This is a genomic window from Dorea sp. AF36-15AT (genome assembly GCF_003477705.1).
Lineage (GTDB): Bacteria > Bacillota > Clostridia > Lachnospirales > Lachnospiraceae > Claveliimonas > Claveliimonas ammoniilytica.
Genome location: NZ_QUDV01000003.1, coordinates 296,540 through 311,472 on the forward strand (window position 1 = coordinate 296,540; position 14,933 = coordinate 311,472).

The following is a 14,933-nucleotide window of genomic DNA, read 5'->3' on the forward strand; positions in this document are numbered from 1 at the left end:
AAGGTTAAGTCAGAAGTGCATAGAGTGCATCATCCTGCTGTAATAGTTTCCGTGCTTTGCTCTGCCATGCCCGTACACGATTGGCTGGTACTTGGTAGTGTTTTGCCAAGTCAAAGCTGGTATATCCCTGCTGTTGCAGATAGAGGGCTACAATTCCCTTCTGAATAGTTGAGGACTGTCCGGTGCCAAGCTGGGTTAAATGCTCAAGAAGCAAGGTCTGGTTTGTGTCCTTTTCCGGGTGAGTTGTTTGTGTATCCTCGTAGGAAAACAAATCACGATAATGGAGATGTTCATCTTCAGATGATGCTTCGTCCAGAGAACAGAGCATGGAGCGGTCACGGGCAATTTTCCGCCAGTAGTCAAAGATGGCATGACGGATGATAGTTTTGGCATAAGGCTGGAATGATCTTCCTTCCTCAAATCCGACAGCCGACCGGCACAAAGCCAGATATCCAATCTGACATAATTCCTGTTGTTCTTCCTCAGTTACATAGGCAGCGGTGCGGGTCATGGAACGAATCATGATCGGAACCAGATCCATGGATTTTTCCACCAGTTGTTTTTGCTTTTTATTTAGTGGTAAGGTCATCATCAATCACCGCCTTTCAGCTGGCTGCCCGGAGGCGGAAGGGAATATGGTTGTTCTTTAAAACATCTGCGGATTCCCGAATGAGCTGGTCGCACATATAGTTGCTGAACTGTCCGATGTGAGCCTGCTTATCTGTCAGACAGAACTTATCTGCCACCCAGCGATATGCTTCCGGTTTGGAAAGGATGCCCTGTTGCCAGATCTGATCGAAAATTCGATGTGCCTGAATCCGCTTTTGACGAAGCTCCCGGTTGGCGAGCGTTCCTTTTGGTATCTTGGTTCCCGGATGTACCCCGACATAGGAATTGCAGGATGGATAGTGGGAGCAGACATAAACCTGTCCGCCATGAGAATGCGTTCCATATACAAAGGATGCATCTCTTAATATTGCTGTTCCGCCGCAGTAAGGGCAGCGGATGATTTTTGGTTTCTTCATCTGTTTTCACCTCGCTTGTACATACACGATACGTAACGTGTACGTGAATAACCAGTACGTACTGTATACTTATATTGTAAGTAAGCAGGTGATGAATTCCCATAGGACGCAAGCGGATACTGATCCCAGATTCGGACTAAATGGCACGAATCCCCATTTTTCAGATGCCGGGATAGAAAATTGCTCGGATGAGCGGGAATAAGCCGCTGTCTGTGAAACGTGGATAATTAACCGGTGTAAAGATGAACTTCTCACAGAAAATCCGTAGCAGGAATAAGCTGATCAGTACCAGACAGAGCAGGTAAGTGTTCCTGCGCCTTCTGGTCCATGGCTTTTTCGGACGGAATTTCACATACAGGACAAAAATCATGGGAATAAATATCAGGTTCGTAAAGACCTGATCGATACATTGGATGATTGAAATTACGTTTAACATAGGCAGTGCCTCCTTTCTTTACATATCCTGTACGTATAAGAGCCTGAAAGTGCAACTTTTTGTTACCAGTCATATTGCTGGTTCTCCTGAAGCCGGAGCAGTGCCGGAATGGGACATGGCTTTAAAGGCAGCTTCTGAGCGGCCAGATAGGGCAGATAAAGCTCTGTAAAAGCAGCAATGCTCATGCTTCCGGTACATTCGGTTGGCTCCGGTATCCGGGGAAACAAAAGCGCTGCATCTGAAAGAGGGAGGATGCAGGGGCTTCCCGTTTCATCCGGATGGAATAAAAAGCCAGAGTTCTCACAGCTTTCCTGTGCGTTACAAGTGCGGCACCAGACGTAGATACAGGAGTGCCAGTTCCCTTCACAGAGGTTCAGAAAATGACGGATGTGCTTGGCATCTGTCTTGCAGTGGGGGTGTTTCATATTCATCACCTACTAAAGAAGCAGGCAGTTCCATGTGGGAGCTGCCTGCAGGAGTCTTCGTTATGAGTTACTGATGTTTCTTTTTGCGTTTGAAGTAAACGATGCCCAGGACACTTGCACCTGCAAGTGCAGCTATGGCGATTCCGGCATACAGGAGAAGCGGCGTCTCATCGCCGGTCTTTACAGGCGGAGCTACCGGAGGCGTCTCCGGTTCTTTCGGAAGCTCCGTCATGTGTACGGTCTGACCTTCATCCTTCAGATCCTCATGGGAAGCAATCTCATGCTCGGTTTTTCCGTCTGTATAGTAGAGCTTTTCAAAGACAACCACATCCTGTCCGGCAAGAGCAGAAGCGTCGAAGGTAAAGGTAACTTCCACAGAGCCGCCAGCTTTTTCTGCTTTAAATTCTGCCTGAGCGGTAACTGGTTTTCCGTCTTTTAACAAAGCCTCTCCGGTTTCCTTATTCATCAGGGTTCCGATGACTTTGTACTCAGATCCAGGCATCAGACCATGATAAGTGACCGTATCTACGATAGTCGCTTCCTTGGAAGCAGAGACATCCTGATCCCCGTCACTGCCGTCTTTGGCTGTGGTTTTGATTTCCGGGAAGTAGATGGTCTGGTTGGCATCTTTGATGTCCGCATGTACCGCTACTTCGTGATCTTCAAAAGTCATTGTTTCAAATGCCACGAGCGTTTTTCCGGAAAGTGCAGAGGCATCAAAGGTAAAGGAAAGCTCTACGCTGCCGTTAGCTTCTTCCGGAGTGAAACTTGTTTCTGCAGTCACAGCTTTGCCATCCACATCGAAAGGTTTTTCGGTTTCCGCATCCATGAGTGTTCCTGTCAGCTTGTACTCTTTGCCTGGGATCAGGTTTTTGTATTCCACAAGGTCTGTAAGCGTCAGTTCTTTTTCCGGTTTTGCATAGTGTGTGCCGGAAGCAGCATCTGTTGCAGTGGTTTTGATTTCCGGGAAGTAAATAGTCTGTCCTTCATCCGCAATGTCTGTGTGTACGGCAACTTCCTTGTCTTTGTAAGCCAGGGATTCAAAGACAACTACTGTTTTCCCTTTTAAGGAGCTGGCATCAAAGGTAAAGGTAACATCTACCGTACCAGCGGATTCTTTTGGCTTGAAGGATGCTTTTGCTGTCACCGGTTTTCCGTCTGCTTCGACTGGTTTCTTTGTTTCTTTATCTATCAGAGTTCCAGTCACTTCATATTTCTGGTTAGGAACCAGCCCCTTAAAGGAAACCGTATCCACCAGCGTGATTTCTTCCTTTGCACAGGAAATATTGGAGTTCGTGTCCGCATCTTTCGCAGTAGTCTTGATTTCCGGGAAATAGATGGTCTGGTCTTCATCGTTGATGTCGGTATGGACTGCAAGCTGCATCTCATCCTGATATAATTCCTCGAAGACAACGGTTGTTTTTCCCTTTAAGGAAGTTGCATCAAAGGTAAAGGTTACTTTGACGGAGCCGGAGGATTTCTTTGCAGTAAATTCAGTTTCAGAAATCACCGGTTTTTCATCCACAAGGATTGGTTCCCCGGTTTTTTTATCCATTAAGGTTCCAGTCAGTTTGTATTTCTGGCCCTTTTTCAGTCCTTCGTATTCCACAACGTCTTCAATGGTCACTTCTTTTGCCGGCTGGCTCATGTGTGTACCGGTCTCGGCATCCAGAGCAGTCGTGCCGATCTCAATGGCATCATCGGTCAGAGTTCCAACCTGTATCAGAACAGAATCCTTATAAACCTTGACTTCAAAGGTTAAAAGATCCATGCCTTTGTTGGAATCACAACGCTGTTCCGCCAGAGTGTAAGTATCGTAAATGAGAGCGCCTTTGGAATCATCCGGTTTGGAGGTGCCGAACCAGATGCCGTCTTCCGAAGACTCACCCCGGTTGGTATTTGCGGTATGTTTGTTCCATTTGGAGGAAGTGCTGGCATAACCGTTGGCATCTGTCACAATCACATGGCTTTCGCCTGTTGTTTTGGAAGTGATCTTAAATGGCACATTTGCCAGACGGTTCTGGCTGCCGTCAGCAATCTTGACAAATTCCAGATCCCCGCGGATGACCTGATTGGAGATGGAATTGTCTTTTGCAGTCAGTTCCACGATTTTTCCCTGTTCTGTGATGTCAAATTCTACAGAGATCTTTCCGCTGTTCAGATAACCGGAAGGTGCAGTTGTTTCATCCACACGGTAATGTCCGAATGGGAGAGCATCTTTTGCAGTTGCAGCAGAACCGGATTTATCGGCAGTAAGTGTAAGGACAACCTGATCTTTCGTGTAGGATGTTCCGTCTACTAATACCGGATTTTCATTTAACGTAGTGATCGCAAAGACAGTACCTTCCAAAGTGGCAGAACCCTGCGGTTTTGCTTCTCCGGTCTCGCTGTCACGTTTCTGGATCTTCACTCCGCCACGGATGACAGATTCTTCTATGGTAGAAGACTGGTATACCGAAACCATTTCCTGCTTACCGTCACCTGTAATTTTCTGTACGAAGACAGTTGGATTGAGCTGGTATCCGGCAGGGGCTTTGCTTTCCTGTACCGTTATGGTACCGAGCGGAAGACAGACGGTCTTGCCATCACTGGTATAGTAAAAGGCATCGCCGCTTACAAAGGAATCTTTGGTAAAATGCATCTTTCCGGAAACATCTGTTTTTAATACCCAGGTACGTGCCGGTTTCTTTCCAGCTTCCGCAGGATCACTGTCAGACTGCTCGGTATAGAACTTGACTGTAAATTCTGCGTTTGCAAGGGAAGCTGCTCCCTGTGGGGAGGCTTTCTTTGTTTCGGCATCCAGCTTTTCAAGCACCAGATTCATGGGATTATTCTGCGGAATATCTGTTACGTTTGCAGCAGAAGTCTGTTCTGCTTTTACGGTGACTTTGTGAGCTTTGGTGTCTACAATGTAGCCTTTGGAAGCAGAGAGCTCTTTTATGGTATAATCGCCTTCCTCCAGTTCGCCGGATCTGGCATACCCGTTTTCATCAGTGGTCAGTTTCTGGATGAGCTTCTCACCCTGATAGATCCCATACACAGCACCCTTTAAGCTGTAATTCGGATTCCCGTCCGATACGCTTCCGTTGGCAGAAGATTTTTTCAGTTCGATCCAGCCGTTTGGAACCTGATACCAGCTTCCGGCAATGGTCTGGCTGCCCTGTCCCGGAACGATGAATGCCCGGAAGCCTTCCGGCGGGTTCGGAAGTCCCTGAATGGCACTGGCTACTTCCAGTGCTTTATCAATATAGGACTGCGGGGCGCCATGGAAAGCTCCGGTGTCAGCGGAATTACCGGCATAGATGTAAGCGACAACCAGATGTCCGATGACATAGCTGTTATCATCACTCCAGCCACTGAAATATTTATCCTTGACGACTTTATCGTAGCCGTAACCGCCGTTTAAGTAGTAGAGCGCTTTTCTGAGCGGGGAGTTCTGGCTTAAAAGGTCATAGGAATAGGAACCAGAGGAAGGTGTTTTCTTCAGTGGTTCCACGCAGTAGGCAGTATTGCTCCCGTCAAAGCTCATGCGGGAGGTAAAATAGCTGCCGTAAGGGATATTGGCACCTGCCTTATAGCTGATGGTGCCGTCGGCTGCATGAACCGGAAAACTGCCGGAAAACAATGCGCCGACTGCGACAAGGACTGCCAGCAGCATAGCCAGCGTCCGTCTGGTATAGGATTTGTATGTCTGTAACATAAGTCTCCTCCTTCTTGAAGTTCAAATGAAAAGGGCAGCGTCAGTGCTGCCAAAAGTTACACAGCCTGTTTCTTCTGTTTCGCAAGGATTTCCAGAAGCTCCTGCCGATCTGTGGTAATCAGCTCCTTTTCCAGATTGGAAGCCTTAAATTCCACAGTGATGTTATTGTTGTTGGTTGAGATCAGACCGTTGCCCCGCTGGAAATGGGTGATGTTCATTACTTCTGTTTCCGATAGATGCAGGATAGTCTTCACCCGCTGTGCCTCTTCATCCTCCATGTTCAGGATAATCTTGGTCTTGCAGTTATTGATGATACCCTTGCCGTACTTCCCGTCATCCAGAGCAAAGAAGTCGTTTAAATCCTGTGTGGCAAAGATGCCGGCTCCGGAGTAAGCACGGATGATCTTGGCAATCTCCAGTACGAATTCCGCTGCAAGCCGGTTGCTGGATGCACCGATGAGCTGCCAGACCTCATCGACAAAGATGGCTTTCTCTTCGGTACGGTTTTCCTTCGCTTTATCCCAGACATAATCCAGGGCAACGAACATGCCGACCGTTAAAAGATCGCTGGAACCGGTCAGTTCGGAGATATCCAGTACCGTATATTTATTGGTCAGGTCCACATTGGTCTGCTGGTTAAAGGAAGAAGCAGAACCGTGAACCAGGCGGTTCAGGATATGAGCCAGACGTTTGGTATCCTCGCTTTCCAGCAGGACATTGTAGACATCCTCCAGAATGGGCATCTTTTTGTACTGCTCCGGATGCTGCGGATCTGTCAGGGATTCATTTTTATGTGTAATCCCTTTTCTGGCATAGGTTTTGATTAGGGCTTCATCCAGAAGCTGCTTCTCCTCATGGGACATATCCGGGATCAGCAGACTGAAGAAGATGTGAAGCCTTTGGATCTTGCCTGCCAGTGCGGAGGCATCCAGTGTCGGTCCGTCCAGCAGTTCATTTACAGAATTGTCTACCTTCCGGATTTCCATGATGTTGATACAGTTCTTACTGGCAGGAGAGATCTGGATAAATTCTCCGCCGACATTCCTTGCAGCCCGGTAAAATTCGTGTCCCTTTAGCGGAGCGATGATGAACACCTGGATGCCTTTTCTTCGCATCCTTAGTGCCATGGTCTGCATGGTGAAGGTCTTTCCTGCTCCCGAACAGCCTAAGATACAGATGTTGCTGTTCTTGTACTGCCTGGAATCAAAGATATCCGCAATGACCAGGGAATTGTTATGCTTGTTTACCCCAAAGAGGATTCCGTTATCATCGCAGATACTGTAGCTGACGAAGGGATAGCAGCTTGCCGCCCCGGAAGTCAGTACGTTCCGTTTGGACAGCTTAAAAAGCTTCTTGTCCAGATTTGCCAGCGGCAGAGAGGATAAAAATCCCTGCTCCTGTAAAAAGTAGCAGGAGTGTAAGTTCATATCCTGCGAGATCAGGAGCTTTTTCATTTCCTGAATCCGCCACTGCAGTTCTTCCAACGTGGAAGCAGTAATGGTGATGAGAAGATTCATGTAATAGAAATCTTCGTTGTTGGCAAGTCCCTGCTTCAGAAAATATCCGGAGCGGATGGCAGAATCCAGATCGTCATAATCAGTGTTGGTATCGGACGCATCCTTTAATTTGGAACGGTTGATACGGATCTGCTGACCGAGACGCTGCTGAATCTTGTCCTTTGGCTGTTTCTGGAGAAAGAAATCAATATCAATCCCTTCCCCGGCATTGACAAGGAGTGACAGCCATCCGGGAGTTACCCGGTTTTTGTAGCCGTCAGACGGCACAAGCAGGTAGGAATGGTAAAGCCCATTGATCTGCACATAATGGGAGTGCTTGAAATCCACACTTTCCGGTGCGAGAAACTCGTTGATCCGGATGTGATCCAGTTCCTCCATGCGATTTTCCTTTGTATAGGCGGACAGTACAGTGCTGATCCGGTTCGAAAGCGGAACCTCCGTACAAAGGGTACGGTTTAAAAGGGTGTAGAGAACATCCGTAGTAAATTCATCCTCATTGTCATGGGAGACCACTTCATTCCCGCACTGGTATAGAAAGGTTTTGGCGGTCTGGGAGGCTGTCTCAAGAGCAGCAAGGATTTCCCGTTCCTCTTCCTTTCGGTTTGCGTTGAATGGTTCATATTCAAAGATCAGAAAGAACCGTCTGGATACTGCTTCTCTGGAACTTAAGTTCTGGACAAACTGGATGTAGTCACGCTGCAGTTCCTGACAGTGGGGATCGGTTTCCCGCTCCAGCTCCAGCTGGGACTGCTCCAGATGCTTATTGATGTCTGCTTTTTTGGAGATCATCTTGATCTGGAGTTTGACAGGGCTGATCTTTAAGTAACTGATAAAGCTGTAGATAATGCCCTGCTGTTCCCTGGCACTTCGAAGCAGAAAGTTGATTGGTTCAATCTCCAGGATCTTCACGTACCGTCCGTCTGTGGTATAGACGATTCCGTTTGCGATTTTTTCCACCGGAAGATAATCCTCCAAGGTCTGGTCTTTCTTTCGCTTTTTCCGGGAAACGGGTTTTGACGTGGCAGATGAGGTGTCCTCCTTGGAAACCACCTTTTTTTTCTGCTCTTTTTTTGCAGCCCGCTTTTCGGAAACTGCCCGTTTTTCTTCCTCCTTTCGTCTCCGGGCTTCCGTTTTTTTCTGTATTTTTATCTGTTTCGCCGCCTCTTTTTTCTGTCGGCTGGCTTCTTTCTGCTCCCACTTCAGATAACGGATATCTTCCTTTGCCTGTTTTTTGATGCCCCGCTTGGTGGAGGTATCAAACTGCCGGTGTTCTTTTTTTTTACTTTTTGGCGGAGCTGGTGCGTCCGGTTCAGACTGTGGGGGAGCCGATGCCATTACTTTGGAAGGCTCTGCCATTTTTTCTGCTTTCCGGTGTTTCTTTGTCTTTGGCTCTTTGAAACGTGGTTTCCTGCGTGGCTTTCCTTCCGGAAGACTGTCGGACCTCCAGATTACCCTGCGGTTCACTACAAAACGCAGGGCATTCATCAAAAAGGCAGTGATGCTCTCCCCGCCGATTCCAATCAGGGCTACCATTGCCGCTGGAAGTGCGGTCATGCAGAGAATGATGATGCGGGCAGTCAGGGACAGCGGCAGGTGGAAAACAGGGATACCGATTGCCAGGGAAAGAACAATGCTTTCTATGGCATTGCGGATGTCAAAAGTTCCGTTTAGGATCTTGCCTTTCTCAATGAAGTTGGAAGGGATAAAGGAAACCGGTGTTTCTTCTGGCTGTGTCATGGCTGCACCTCCTTTTTCGTATCTTTCGCATCTTCGGAAGGCACAGAGGCACTGCCGGATTCTGTGTCCGGAGCTTCCGGGCTGTCAGAAGTATCCGGATACCCGCCTTCCTGCAGGTGTTCAATGTCCTGCGAAGTCAGGGACGGCAGGGAATCATCGGTTTGCTTTTCGTAAACAGTCGTATCTGCAGAGACCTGTACCCCGTCTTCTCCAAATAAAAACACACCCGTCGGGGTGTGATAGGTAACCGGAAGCGTATCCTGATCGGAAAGTGAAAACATCAGGCAGACGGTTGTTTCGGTAGGGTAGCTGGTTTTTTCCGGCAGGAAGGTGATGCTTGTCTGTTCTTTTTTGACATACTCTTTTAGGTAGACAGGAAACTGCCCTTTGAGAGAAGCAATCTGGCTGTCGGAGAAAAATGCTTTTAAAGCATCAAAATCCAGATATTCCGGCATGGGGGTATCAGAATTTGTTTCTGTTGTTTCCTTTGCCGGTTCCCTGCCTTTGTTTCCGGAAGCTTCTTTTTTCTGGCTTTTCCAGAAACTGGGGAGAACCAGTCCGGCAAGCAGCAGAAACAGCATCAGAAAAATGGAAAGAATCACTTTTGTTCTGTTCATAATGGCTCCTTTATTTTTTGTCGAAGATCCAGTAGGCATTTGCCGTAGCATGGATTTCCGACATCATATCAAATTCACGGTTAATATAGTTCTTTGCGTCACTGTCATTGGGATCATTGACCAGTACCTTGCCGTTTGCCGTAACACCTCGGAGTACGATGAAGTGTCCGCCGCTGGTGAAAAGTCCTGCCCGCTGAGAGGAGATGACCGGACAGCCTTCGGAGAGTGCCTGAAGTACCGTATTGGCATTGCTGGTCTGTGTGACGCTGCCACAGCCGAAATGACTGGCTGCAGCCTGAAAGTAGCTCCAGTAGGTTCCAACTCCCGGCTTGTAATAGGAATTCCCGCACCATGCCACCGCATCCGGAGGGGTAATGGTATTCCCGGTCAGGTAGCTGGCGATCATGGCAAAGCTGGTAGGCCCGCAGCCGGAAGATGCGATGGAGCCGCCGCCATAAGGAATGTTCCCGTAATCGGTCTGGAGATAGTGCGGAATCTGCATTCCGTTTGCCGGATAGCTTCCGCCGGTATTGGTAATCTGATAATACCGGAGAACATGCTCCACATATTCCTTGTCCCCATACCGGTCATAATGCCAGTTCGGACGGGCACACATCATATCCGAATAAGCAATGGCGTTTTCTTTGGTATAACCGCCGTCACGTTCCATTGCCCAGTCGATATAGCCGGAGCCGTAATTGTAACCCTGAAGCGCCAGCTTGATGCGGTCCAGGTCGGTAGGTCCGGTACATCCTGCTTTATCCAGTGCATACTTTAATTCCTGAATCCCACATTCGATGGAATAAGCAGGATCGGTGATGCCGTTGGGGACATGGGGGTATTTCTTATTAAAGCCGCCTTCTGCCGCCTGCATGGGATCGCTTCCACGCCCGCCGCTTTCCTGCATCATGACTGCCATGAGGAGTTCCACATAAGCTTCCATGCCGTATTTCTGTGCGACCTGCTGGATGGTAGCCCGGTAAGCCAGCACCTCATCGCTGACACCTACCGCCATGGCAAGACCGGAAGCGGAGCCGCCAAAGAACATGGTCAGGTTTTCCACATAACTGTCTGCCGTTTTTTTCTGCTTATCGGTCAGATGAAAGACGTGATCTGCAAAGTAGGCATCTCCGGCATAGCTGACCGTGTAGGTATGGCGGGTAAAAGTAACCTTTCTGGGTGGTGCATTTTCCTCTTCCGCCGGAACTTCCACCGTGGCCGTTTCTGAAGTAACGTCATAAGAAAAAAGCCCGTCCTCGTTTTCCCGGATCAGGCTTTTGAGTTTGCTGATATTTATATTTTTATAGTCATCCTGGCTGGCACAAAACTGTGCGATGAGCTGGTTCGCATTTACGATGATACTGGAAGCGTAAGGATCGCTGATAGAGGCAGTATCTCCTTCCGGGAGTCTGGCAATTTCCGCATTGATCTTAGCAAGCAGTGCATCATGGCTTTCCTGAAGCACCTCCACGATTGCCTGATTGGAAGCCCGGATATTTTCACTGATTACCGTGTTGCTGGTCAGTGCTCCGGTATTTTCAGAGAGGTCTCCGAAGACGAGTCCCGGAAGCATGACAAGGAACAGAATGGGAAGCATCAGTACACCGCCGACGGCTGCTCCAGTTTTCGCAAGGGTGCGCCTGTGCCGGAATACTGTACCGATGACAGCAAGAGGACTGCCCATCAAGGCTGTTTTTGGCATGTTACATACGCTCCTTTCGCTGTGGGGCTGGCGGCAGTTTCTGGACAATGGATTCATTGTAGGCTACTTTGCCGCTGCCGGAAGTATATGGTGTTTTTTCGACCGTATCCTGTGCATACTGCTTGTACCAGGTGGAACCATCCACGGACTGTACCGTAGAGTAGGAGCCCTGAGTAGGAGCTGCATACTGGTCGGCATGGTACAGGGCAAAATCCCGGTTTCCGGAGCTTCCGGTTTCGGTACCGGTGATCCTTCCGCCACCGATTTCTACATTATCATAGGAAGAACCGCCGCCCGGATTGATGCCCATATAGGAAGTAAAGGCTTTCTGTGCGTCTGCTCCCTTGATGGAACCTACCTGACCGTAATTTCCCTGTGCAATGTTGCTGATGACCTGATTGGCAAAGTCTCCGCCTTTGTTCAGGGATGACTGGTAGAGCATGTTTCCGATACTGCTGTGTTCGGTATAACCGGTTGCGGAATTGACCGCTTCTCTTTGTACCTGTCTTCCCACTGCCCCGGCAAGCCCGCCGGATAGGAAGCTTCCTGCGACAGCCGCACTTCCGGGAGAAGAGGCTTTGTGGTAGCCGCCACCACCATGGGAACGCATGGAACCGGTCAGGCTCCGTCCTGCAATCAGAAGTTCAGCCATCATGTTTCCTCCGGTATTGCCGACATTGATGCCAAGCGATGCCAGAAAAGAATCAATTTTCTGGGATACCTTTAAAAAGGCAATGGCACACAGGAACCAGACGAAGACATTTCCGGTTACCGCTTCCTTTCCCTGACTGGCAACTGCCGCTTCCACGTCTGCTTCCGTAAGCTCCGCTGCAAAGACCGGCATGGAGCAAAACAGTACCAGACAGGCAGTTAGTACCAGGAATGGTATGAGTTTCTTTCTAAGTTTCATTTTGGTCCTCCTTTCTTATAGGGATAACGGATTGGCAAGGAAGGTGCCGACCATAGAAGTAAACAGCCGCAGGCACCACGCATTCATCAGAAGCAAAAAGAACTGGCCGCCAAGCATCCGGCACCAGCTTTTGAAGATATTTCCGGTTGACTGGCTGGCACCCATGGAAAAAGCTGCCGGGGCTGTGTAGACCAGTACCCCCAGAAGAATATAGCGTTCTGCCGCTTCAAAGAGCAGTTTGATGTAGTTCCACGCCAGAATCAGTACCAGAATCAGTGCAATGATGGCTACCGCCCCATTTGCACAGACTCCCAGGATGACTGTGACTACGGAGTTAAAATCCGCAAATTTTAAAGGCGGCAGGTCTTCCGTCAGAATCCAGTTGTACGGTGTTCCTGAAATCTTCAGGAGCAGATCCACAATATCTTTCGCATAGAAGGTGAGAAAGATAAAGAGGAAGGAACGGATGGACAGCTTAATGGGATCTTCCGCTTCGATACCGGCTCCCATAAAGTAATTTTTAAAGAGCTGCCATACCCAGTTTAAGAGGATCAGCCCGATGCCCAGTGCCAGAAAGACCTGATACATGGTCTCGGCAGCAGGAAAGTAGCGAAGAAACGTATCCATGGAACAGCCCAGAGCACCGAGGACTGAAGTGGTGATCAGATCCAGAATGTTCATGACCTGTTCGGCAATCCATTCCACGATTCCGTCAAGTATTCCCATAGTGGCATCTCCTTTCGTCTATCCGTTCCATTTTCCGCCTGCAAAGAACGGGGTGATGTAAGCCATGATAAAGCCAAGCCCGTTTAAGATCGCCCAGGTAATGACGATACGCTTGAGCCATGCACGTGATTCGTCCACGGTTTTTCCGCTTTTGGAAAAATTCATCATCAGAAGGGCAACCGATGCCGTTACGACTGCAGCAATGGTGGAAATGAGGATAATCTGGTTATAGACATCCTTCATGATCTCATTGGCTTTGGTCCAGATGGTAGCGGCAAAAACCGGCTGTGTGTATCCGCAGAGGACTGTGACAGCCAGAAATGCAGCATACAGGCATCTGCCATAATTGACATGCCGTTTTGTGTCCGGCGGAGCGTTTTTCAGTTTGTGTTTCACGTAAAAGTACCTCCTTTTTATAAGAGCGGCAGGAGAATTACCTCCCCTGCCTTTGCTTATGGTTTTCCTGCCTCAAGAAAGGACGCAGCCCGGTCAATGCAGGCTGCGTCCTAAATCAAAGTATGAAATTGTAAAGATCCTCCTATCTTACAGAAAAAACGCAGCTTATTTGCCGCAGGAGAGGCTTCCCATACGGCAGTGCTGCGTTTCGTTCTGCATATAATTTTGACAATATCAATTTTAACATGGGTAAATTACCGCTACAATCGCAGGACTGTGCCAGTTACAGACGATGGAGTGCCAAAAATGTGACCAACGCTAAAAGCGTTATAAATGCAATCCTTATGGATACTGTAAGCGTGATTTGCAACCAATTATACTGGATTTACATGACTAATGCTTTAAGCGTTAGTGAATACTGGAAGGAGGAGGTGTGCGTGTGAAAGGAATGGGAAAGGCAATCCGCAGGTACAGGGAAGAGGCAGGAATTACGCAGGAGAGACTGGCTGAACTGGTGGATATCAGTACCAACCATCTGGGTGCGATTGAGCGGGAAGTGAAAACACCTACGATGGAAACATTTGTAAAGCTGTTGAATGTATTAGGTGCGGAACCGAATGAAGTGCTGAAGGAAGTGATTCCTCTTACCAGAATGGAACATACTTCTGTAGTGGAAGGAAAGCTGGAAAGGCTCACACCGAAGAAGCAGGAAAGCGTGCTTCGGATGCTGGATGTGATAATTGAAGAGATGATGAAATAGAAGCTGTCTGCGAAATTGCCGCAGGCAGTTTTTTTGAAAGCTGTATATGCAATAAAACACATAAAAATATGCGATTTATGATGAAAGTGATTGCAAGATTTGATATAGTAATCCTAAAAGCATTATAAAACTAATTCTTAAAGGATGACTATAATATGAAAAAGGGATATGTGGGATTATTGGCATGTGCGTCAGGAATTCTGATCGGACTGGGAATCAGCCGGCTGGATCTGACAGGTTATCTTGAAAAAACACAGGAGCAGGAATATCACCCGGTAGAAAGAAAGGTGCCTGAATCAGTAGAAAGCAAGCTGAAAGATCCAAAACAGTGCTGGCTGTGTGGAAGCGATGAACGGAGTATGATGGATTATTTCCGGAAGTTTGACGATCTGGGAGTGATCTGTACCAATCACTGGTATGTGATGGATATGCATATCCGGAATCATGATGAGGACGGGAATCTTACCGGCCCGCAGGGAAACGGGCATATGGGTTATACCGGGACAGGAGAAGGCGGCTGCTTTTTCCATACGGAGCAGATGTCGGATTACGGGATTTCCGAAGTATCGGTGGATTACGGGGAAGATAGTATCTTCGATGTGAAAAAAGTACAGAACCATCTGTGTCAGGAATGCCTGGATAAGCTGGTGGAAAGCATGGAGGTATTCTGTGAGGAAACGCAAAAACCCAAGCCCCGTGATCTGGTACTGGTGGATTTTCAGACATTGGAGCTGTACGCCATTCAGGAGCATAATGCGGGATACTTTATCCGGGATTATTATGTGGAAATTGAGTCGGAGGAAGATGGGGTGGAAGTAAAGGCATTTTACTGCCCGAAGCTTAATAACGGGAAAAAGGATGGAGAATAAATTGAGGTTTGCATTGGTGAGGAGTATAATGTAAGTACGTGTTATGTATTGGAAAAACTGTTAAGGAAACAATCGGAGTTGGTGTAAACGAAAAAGCAGCCTTGAGTTCTGAT

At 48.1% G+C, this 14,933-nt stretch carries 13 protein-coding genes; 2 read left to right on the top strand and 11 right to left on the bottom strand.

Translation table 11 applies throughout. The features are described from left to right. Positions 1-4: 4 nt before the first annotated feature. The 11 genes from DWZ93_RS07345 to DWZ93_RS07395 form a co-directional block, all read right to left on the bottom strand. On the bottom strand, positions 5-592 hold the full coding sequence (locus DWZ93_RS07345) for a sigma-70 family RNA polymerase sigma factor (RefSeq protein WP_005333504.1): 588 nt from the start codon (positions 590-592) through the stop codon (positions 5-7). A gap of 13 nt (positions 593-605) precedes the next feature. Then, positions 606-1,025 carry a DUF3268 family zinc-finger domain-containing protein gene (locus DWZ93_RS07350; protein WP_005333505.1) on the bottom strand — a complete coding sequence of 140 codons (420 nt, stop codon included), beginning with the start codon at positions 1,023-1,025 and terminating at the stop codon, positions 606-608. A gap of 160 nt (positions 1,026-1,185) precedes the next feature. Then, entirely contained in the window at positions 1,186-1,461 is a 276-nt protein-coding gene (locus DWZ93_RS07355; RefSeq protein ID WP_008373818.1) for a hypothetical protein, read from the bottom strand. A 62-nt stretch (positions 1,462-1,523) separates the two neighbouring features. Beyond that, positions 1,524-1,886 carry a hypothetical protein gene (locus DWZ93_RS07360; protein ID WP_040015509.1) on the bottom strand — a complete coding sequence of 121 codons (363 nt, stop codon included), beginning with the start codon at positions 1,884-1,886 and terminating at the stop codon, positions 1,524-1,526. Positions 1,887-1,953: 67 nt separating this feature from the next. After that, the gene (locus DWZ93_RS07365; RefSeq protein ID WP_023921579.1) at positions 1,954-5,586 is read right to left on the bottom strand and encodes a VaFE repeat-containing surface-anchored protein; all 3,633 of its coding nucleotides are present in this window, start codon (positions 5,584-5,586) and stop codon (positions 1,954-1,956) included. A 56-nt stretch (positions 5,587-5,642) separates the two neighbouring features. Continuing rightward, positions 5,643-8,840: a TraG/VirB4 family ATPase gene (locus tag DWZ93_RS07370; protein WP_023921581.1), complete on the bottom strand. Its 3,198-nt coding sequence runs from the start codon at positions 8,838-8,840 to the stop codon at positions 5,643-5,645. Next, positions 8,837-9,457 carry a DUF5038 domain-containing protein gene (locus DWZ93_RS07375; protein ID WP_023921583.1) on the bottom strand — a complete coding sequence of 207 codons (621 nt, stop codon included), beginning with the start codon at positions 9,455-9,457 and terminating at the stop codon, positions 8,837-8,839. Before DWZ93_RS07375 ends, DWZ93_RS07370 begins: the two co-directional genes overlap by 4 nt. 10 nt (positions 9,458-9,467) lie before the next feature. Then, the gene (locus DWZ93_RS07380; protein ID WP_005333517.1) at positions 9,468-11,159 is read right to left on the bottom strand and encodes a lysozyme family protein; all 1,692 of its coding nucleotides are present in this window, start codon (positions 11,157-11,159) and stop codon (positions 9,468-9,470) included. A 1-nt stretch (position 11,160) separates the two neighbouring features. After that, positions 11,161-12,069, bottom strand: coding sequence for a hypothetical protein (locus DWZ93_RS07385; RefSeq protein WP_005333520.1), 909 nt, complete (start codon positions 12,067-12,069; stop codon positions 11,161-11,163). A gap of 15 nt (positions 12,070-12,084) precedes the next feature. Next, entirely contained in the window at positions 12,085-12,795 is a 711-nt protein-coding gene (locus DWZ93_RS07390; RefSeq protein WP_005333522.1) for a hypothetical protein, read from the bottom strand. An 18-nt stretch (positions 12,796-12,813) separates the two neighbouring features. After that, complete coding sequence (locus DWZ93_RS07395; RefSeq protein ID WP_005333524.1) at positions 12,814-13,191, bottom strand: hypothetical protein; 378 nt, start codon at positions 13,189-13,191, stop codon at positions 12,814-12,816. A gap of 448 nt (positions 13,192-13,639) precedes the next feature. Here DWZ93_RS07395 and DWZ93_RS07405 point away from each other — a divergent pair, with 448 nt between their 5' ends. After that, positions 13,640-13,951 (top strand): helix-turn-helix domain-containing protein, encoded by a 312-nt coding sequence (locus DWZ93_RS07405; protein WP_179960461.1) that lies wholly within the window; start codon positions 13,640-13,642, stop codon positions 13,949-13,951. Between the two features lie 155 nt (positions 13,952-14,106). Continuing rightward, the gene (locus DWZ93_RS07410) at positions 14,107-14,820 is read left to right on the top strand and encodes a hypothetical protein (protein ID WP_005333529.1); all 714 of its coding nucleotides are present in this window, start codon (positions 14,107-14,109) and stop codon (positions 14,818-14,820) included. The last annotated feature ends 113 nt before the right edge of the window (positions 14,821-14,933 follow it).

What these genes read in the sequence shown, in the direction of transcription:
- DWZ93_RS07350 (WP_005333505.1), bottom strand. Translation starts at nt 1,025, where the DNA reads ATGAAGAAACCAAAAATCATCCGCTGCCCTTACTGCGGCGGAACAGCA.
- DWZ93_RS07405 (WP_179960461.1), top strand. Translation starts at nt 13,640, where the DNA reads ATGGGAAAGGCAATCCGCAGGTACAGGGAAGAGGCAGGAATTACGCAG.
- DWZ93_RS07370 (WP_023921581.1), bottom strand. Translation starts at nt 8,840, where the DNA reads ATGACACAGCCAGAAGAAACACCGGTTTCCTTTATCCCTTCCAACTTC.
- DWZ93_RS07390 (WP_005333522.1), bottom strand. Translation starts at nt 12,795, where the DNA reads ATGGGAATACTTGACGGAATCGTGGAATGGATTGCCGAACAGGTCATG.
- DWZ93_RS07345 (WP_005333504.1), bottom strand. Translation starts at nt 592, where the DNA reads ATGATGACCTTACCACTAAATAAAAAGCAAAAACAACTGGTGGAAAAA.
- DWZ93_RS07355 (WP_008373818.1), bottom strand. Translation starts at nt 1,461, where the DNA reads ATGTTAAACGTAATTTCAATCATCCAATGTATCGATCAGGTCTTTACG.
- DWZ93_RS07410 (WP_005333529.1), top strand. Translation starts at nt 14,107, where the DNA reads ATGAAAAAGGGATATGTGGGATTATTGGCATGTGCGTCAGGAATTCTG.
- DWZ93_RS07365 (WP_023921579.1), bottom strand. Translation starts at nt 5,586, where the DNA reads ATGTTACAGACATACAAATCCTATACCAGACGGACGCTGGCTATGCTG.
- DWZ93_RS07385 (WP_005333520.1), bottom strand. Translation starts at nt 12,069, where the DNA reads ATGAAACTTAGAAAGAAACTCATACCATTCCTGGTACTAACTGCCTGT.
- DWZ93_RS07380 (WP_005333517.1), bottom strand. Translation starts at nt 11,159, where the DNA reads ATGCCAAAAACAGCCTTGATGGGCAGTCCTCTTGCTGTCATCGGTACA.
- DWZ93_RS07360 (WP_040015509.1), bottom strand. Translation starts at nt 1,886, where the DNA reads ATGAAACACCCCCACTGCAAGACAGATGCCAAGCACATCCGTCATTTT.
- DWZ93_RS07375 (WP_023921583.1), bottom strand. Translation starts at nt 9,457, where the DNA reads ATGAACAGAACAAAAGTGATTCTTTCCATTTTTCTGATGCTGTTTCTG.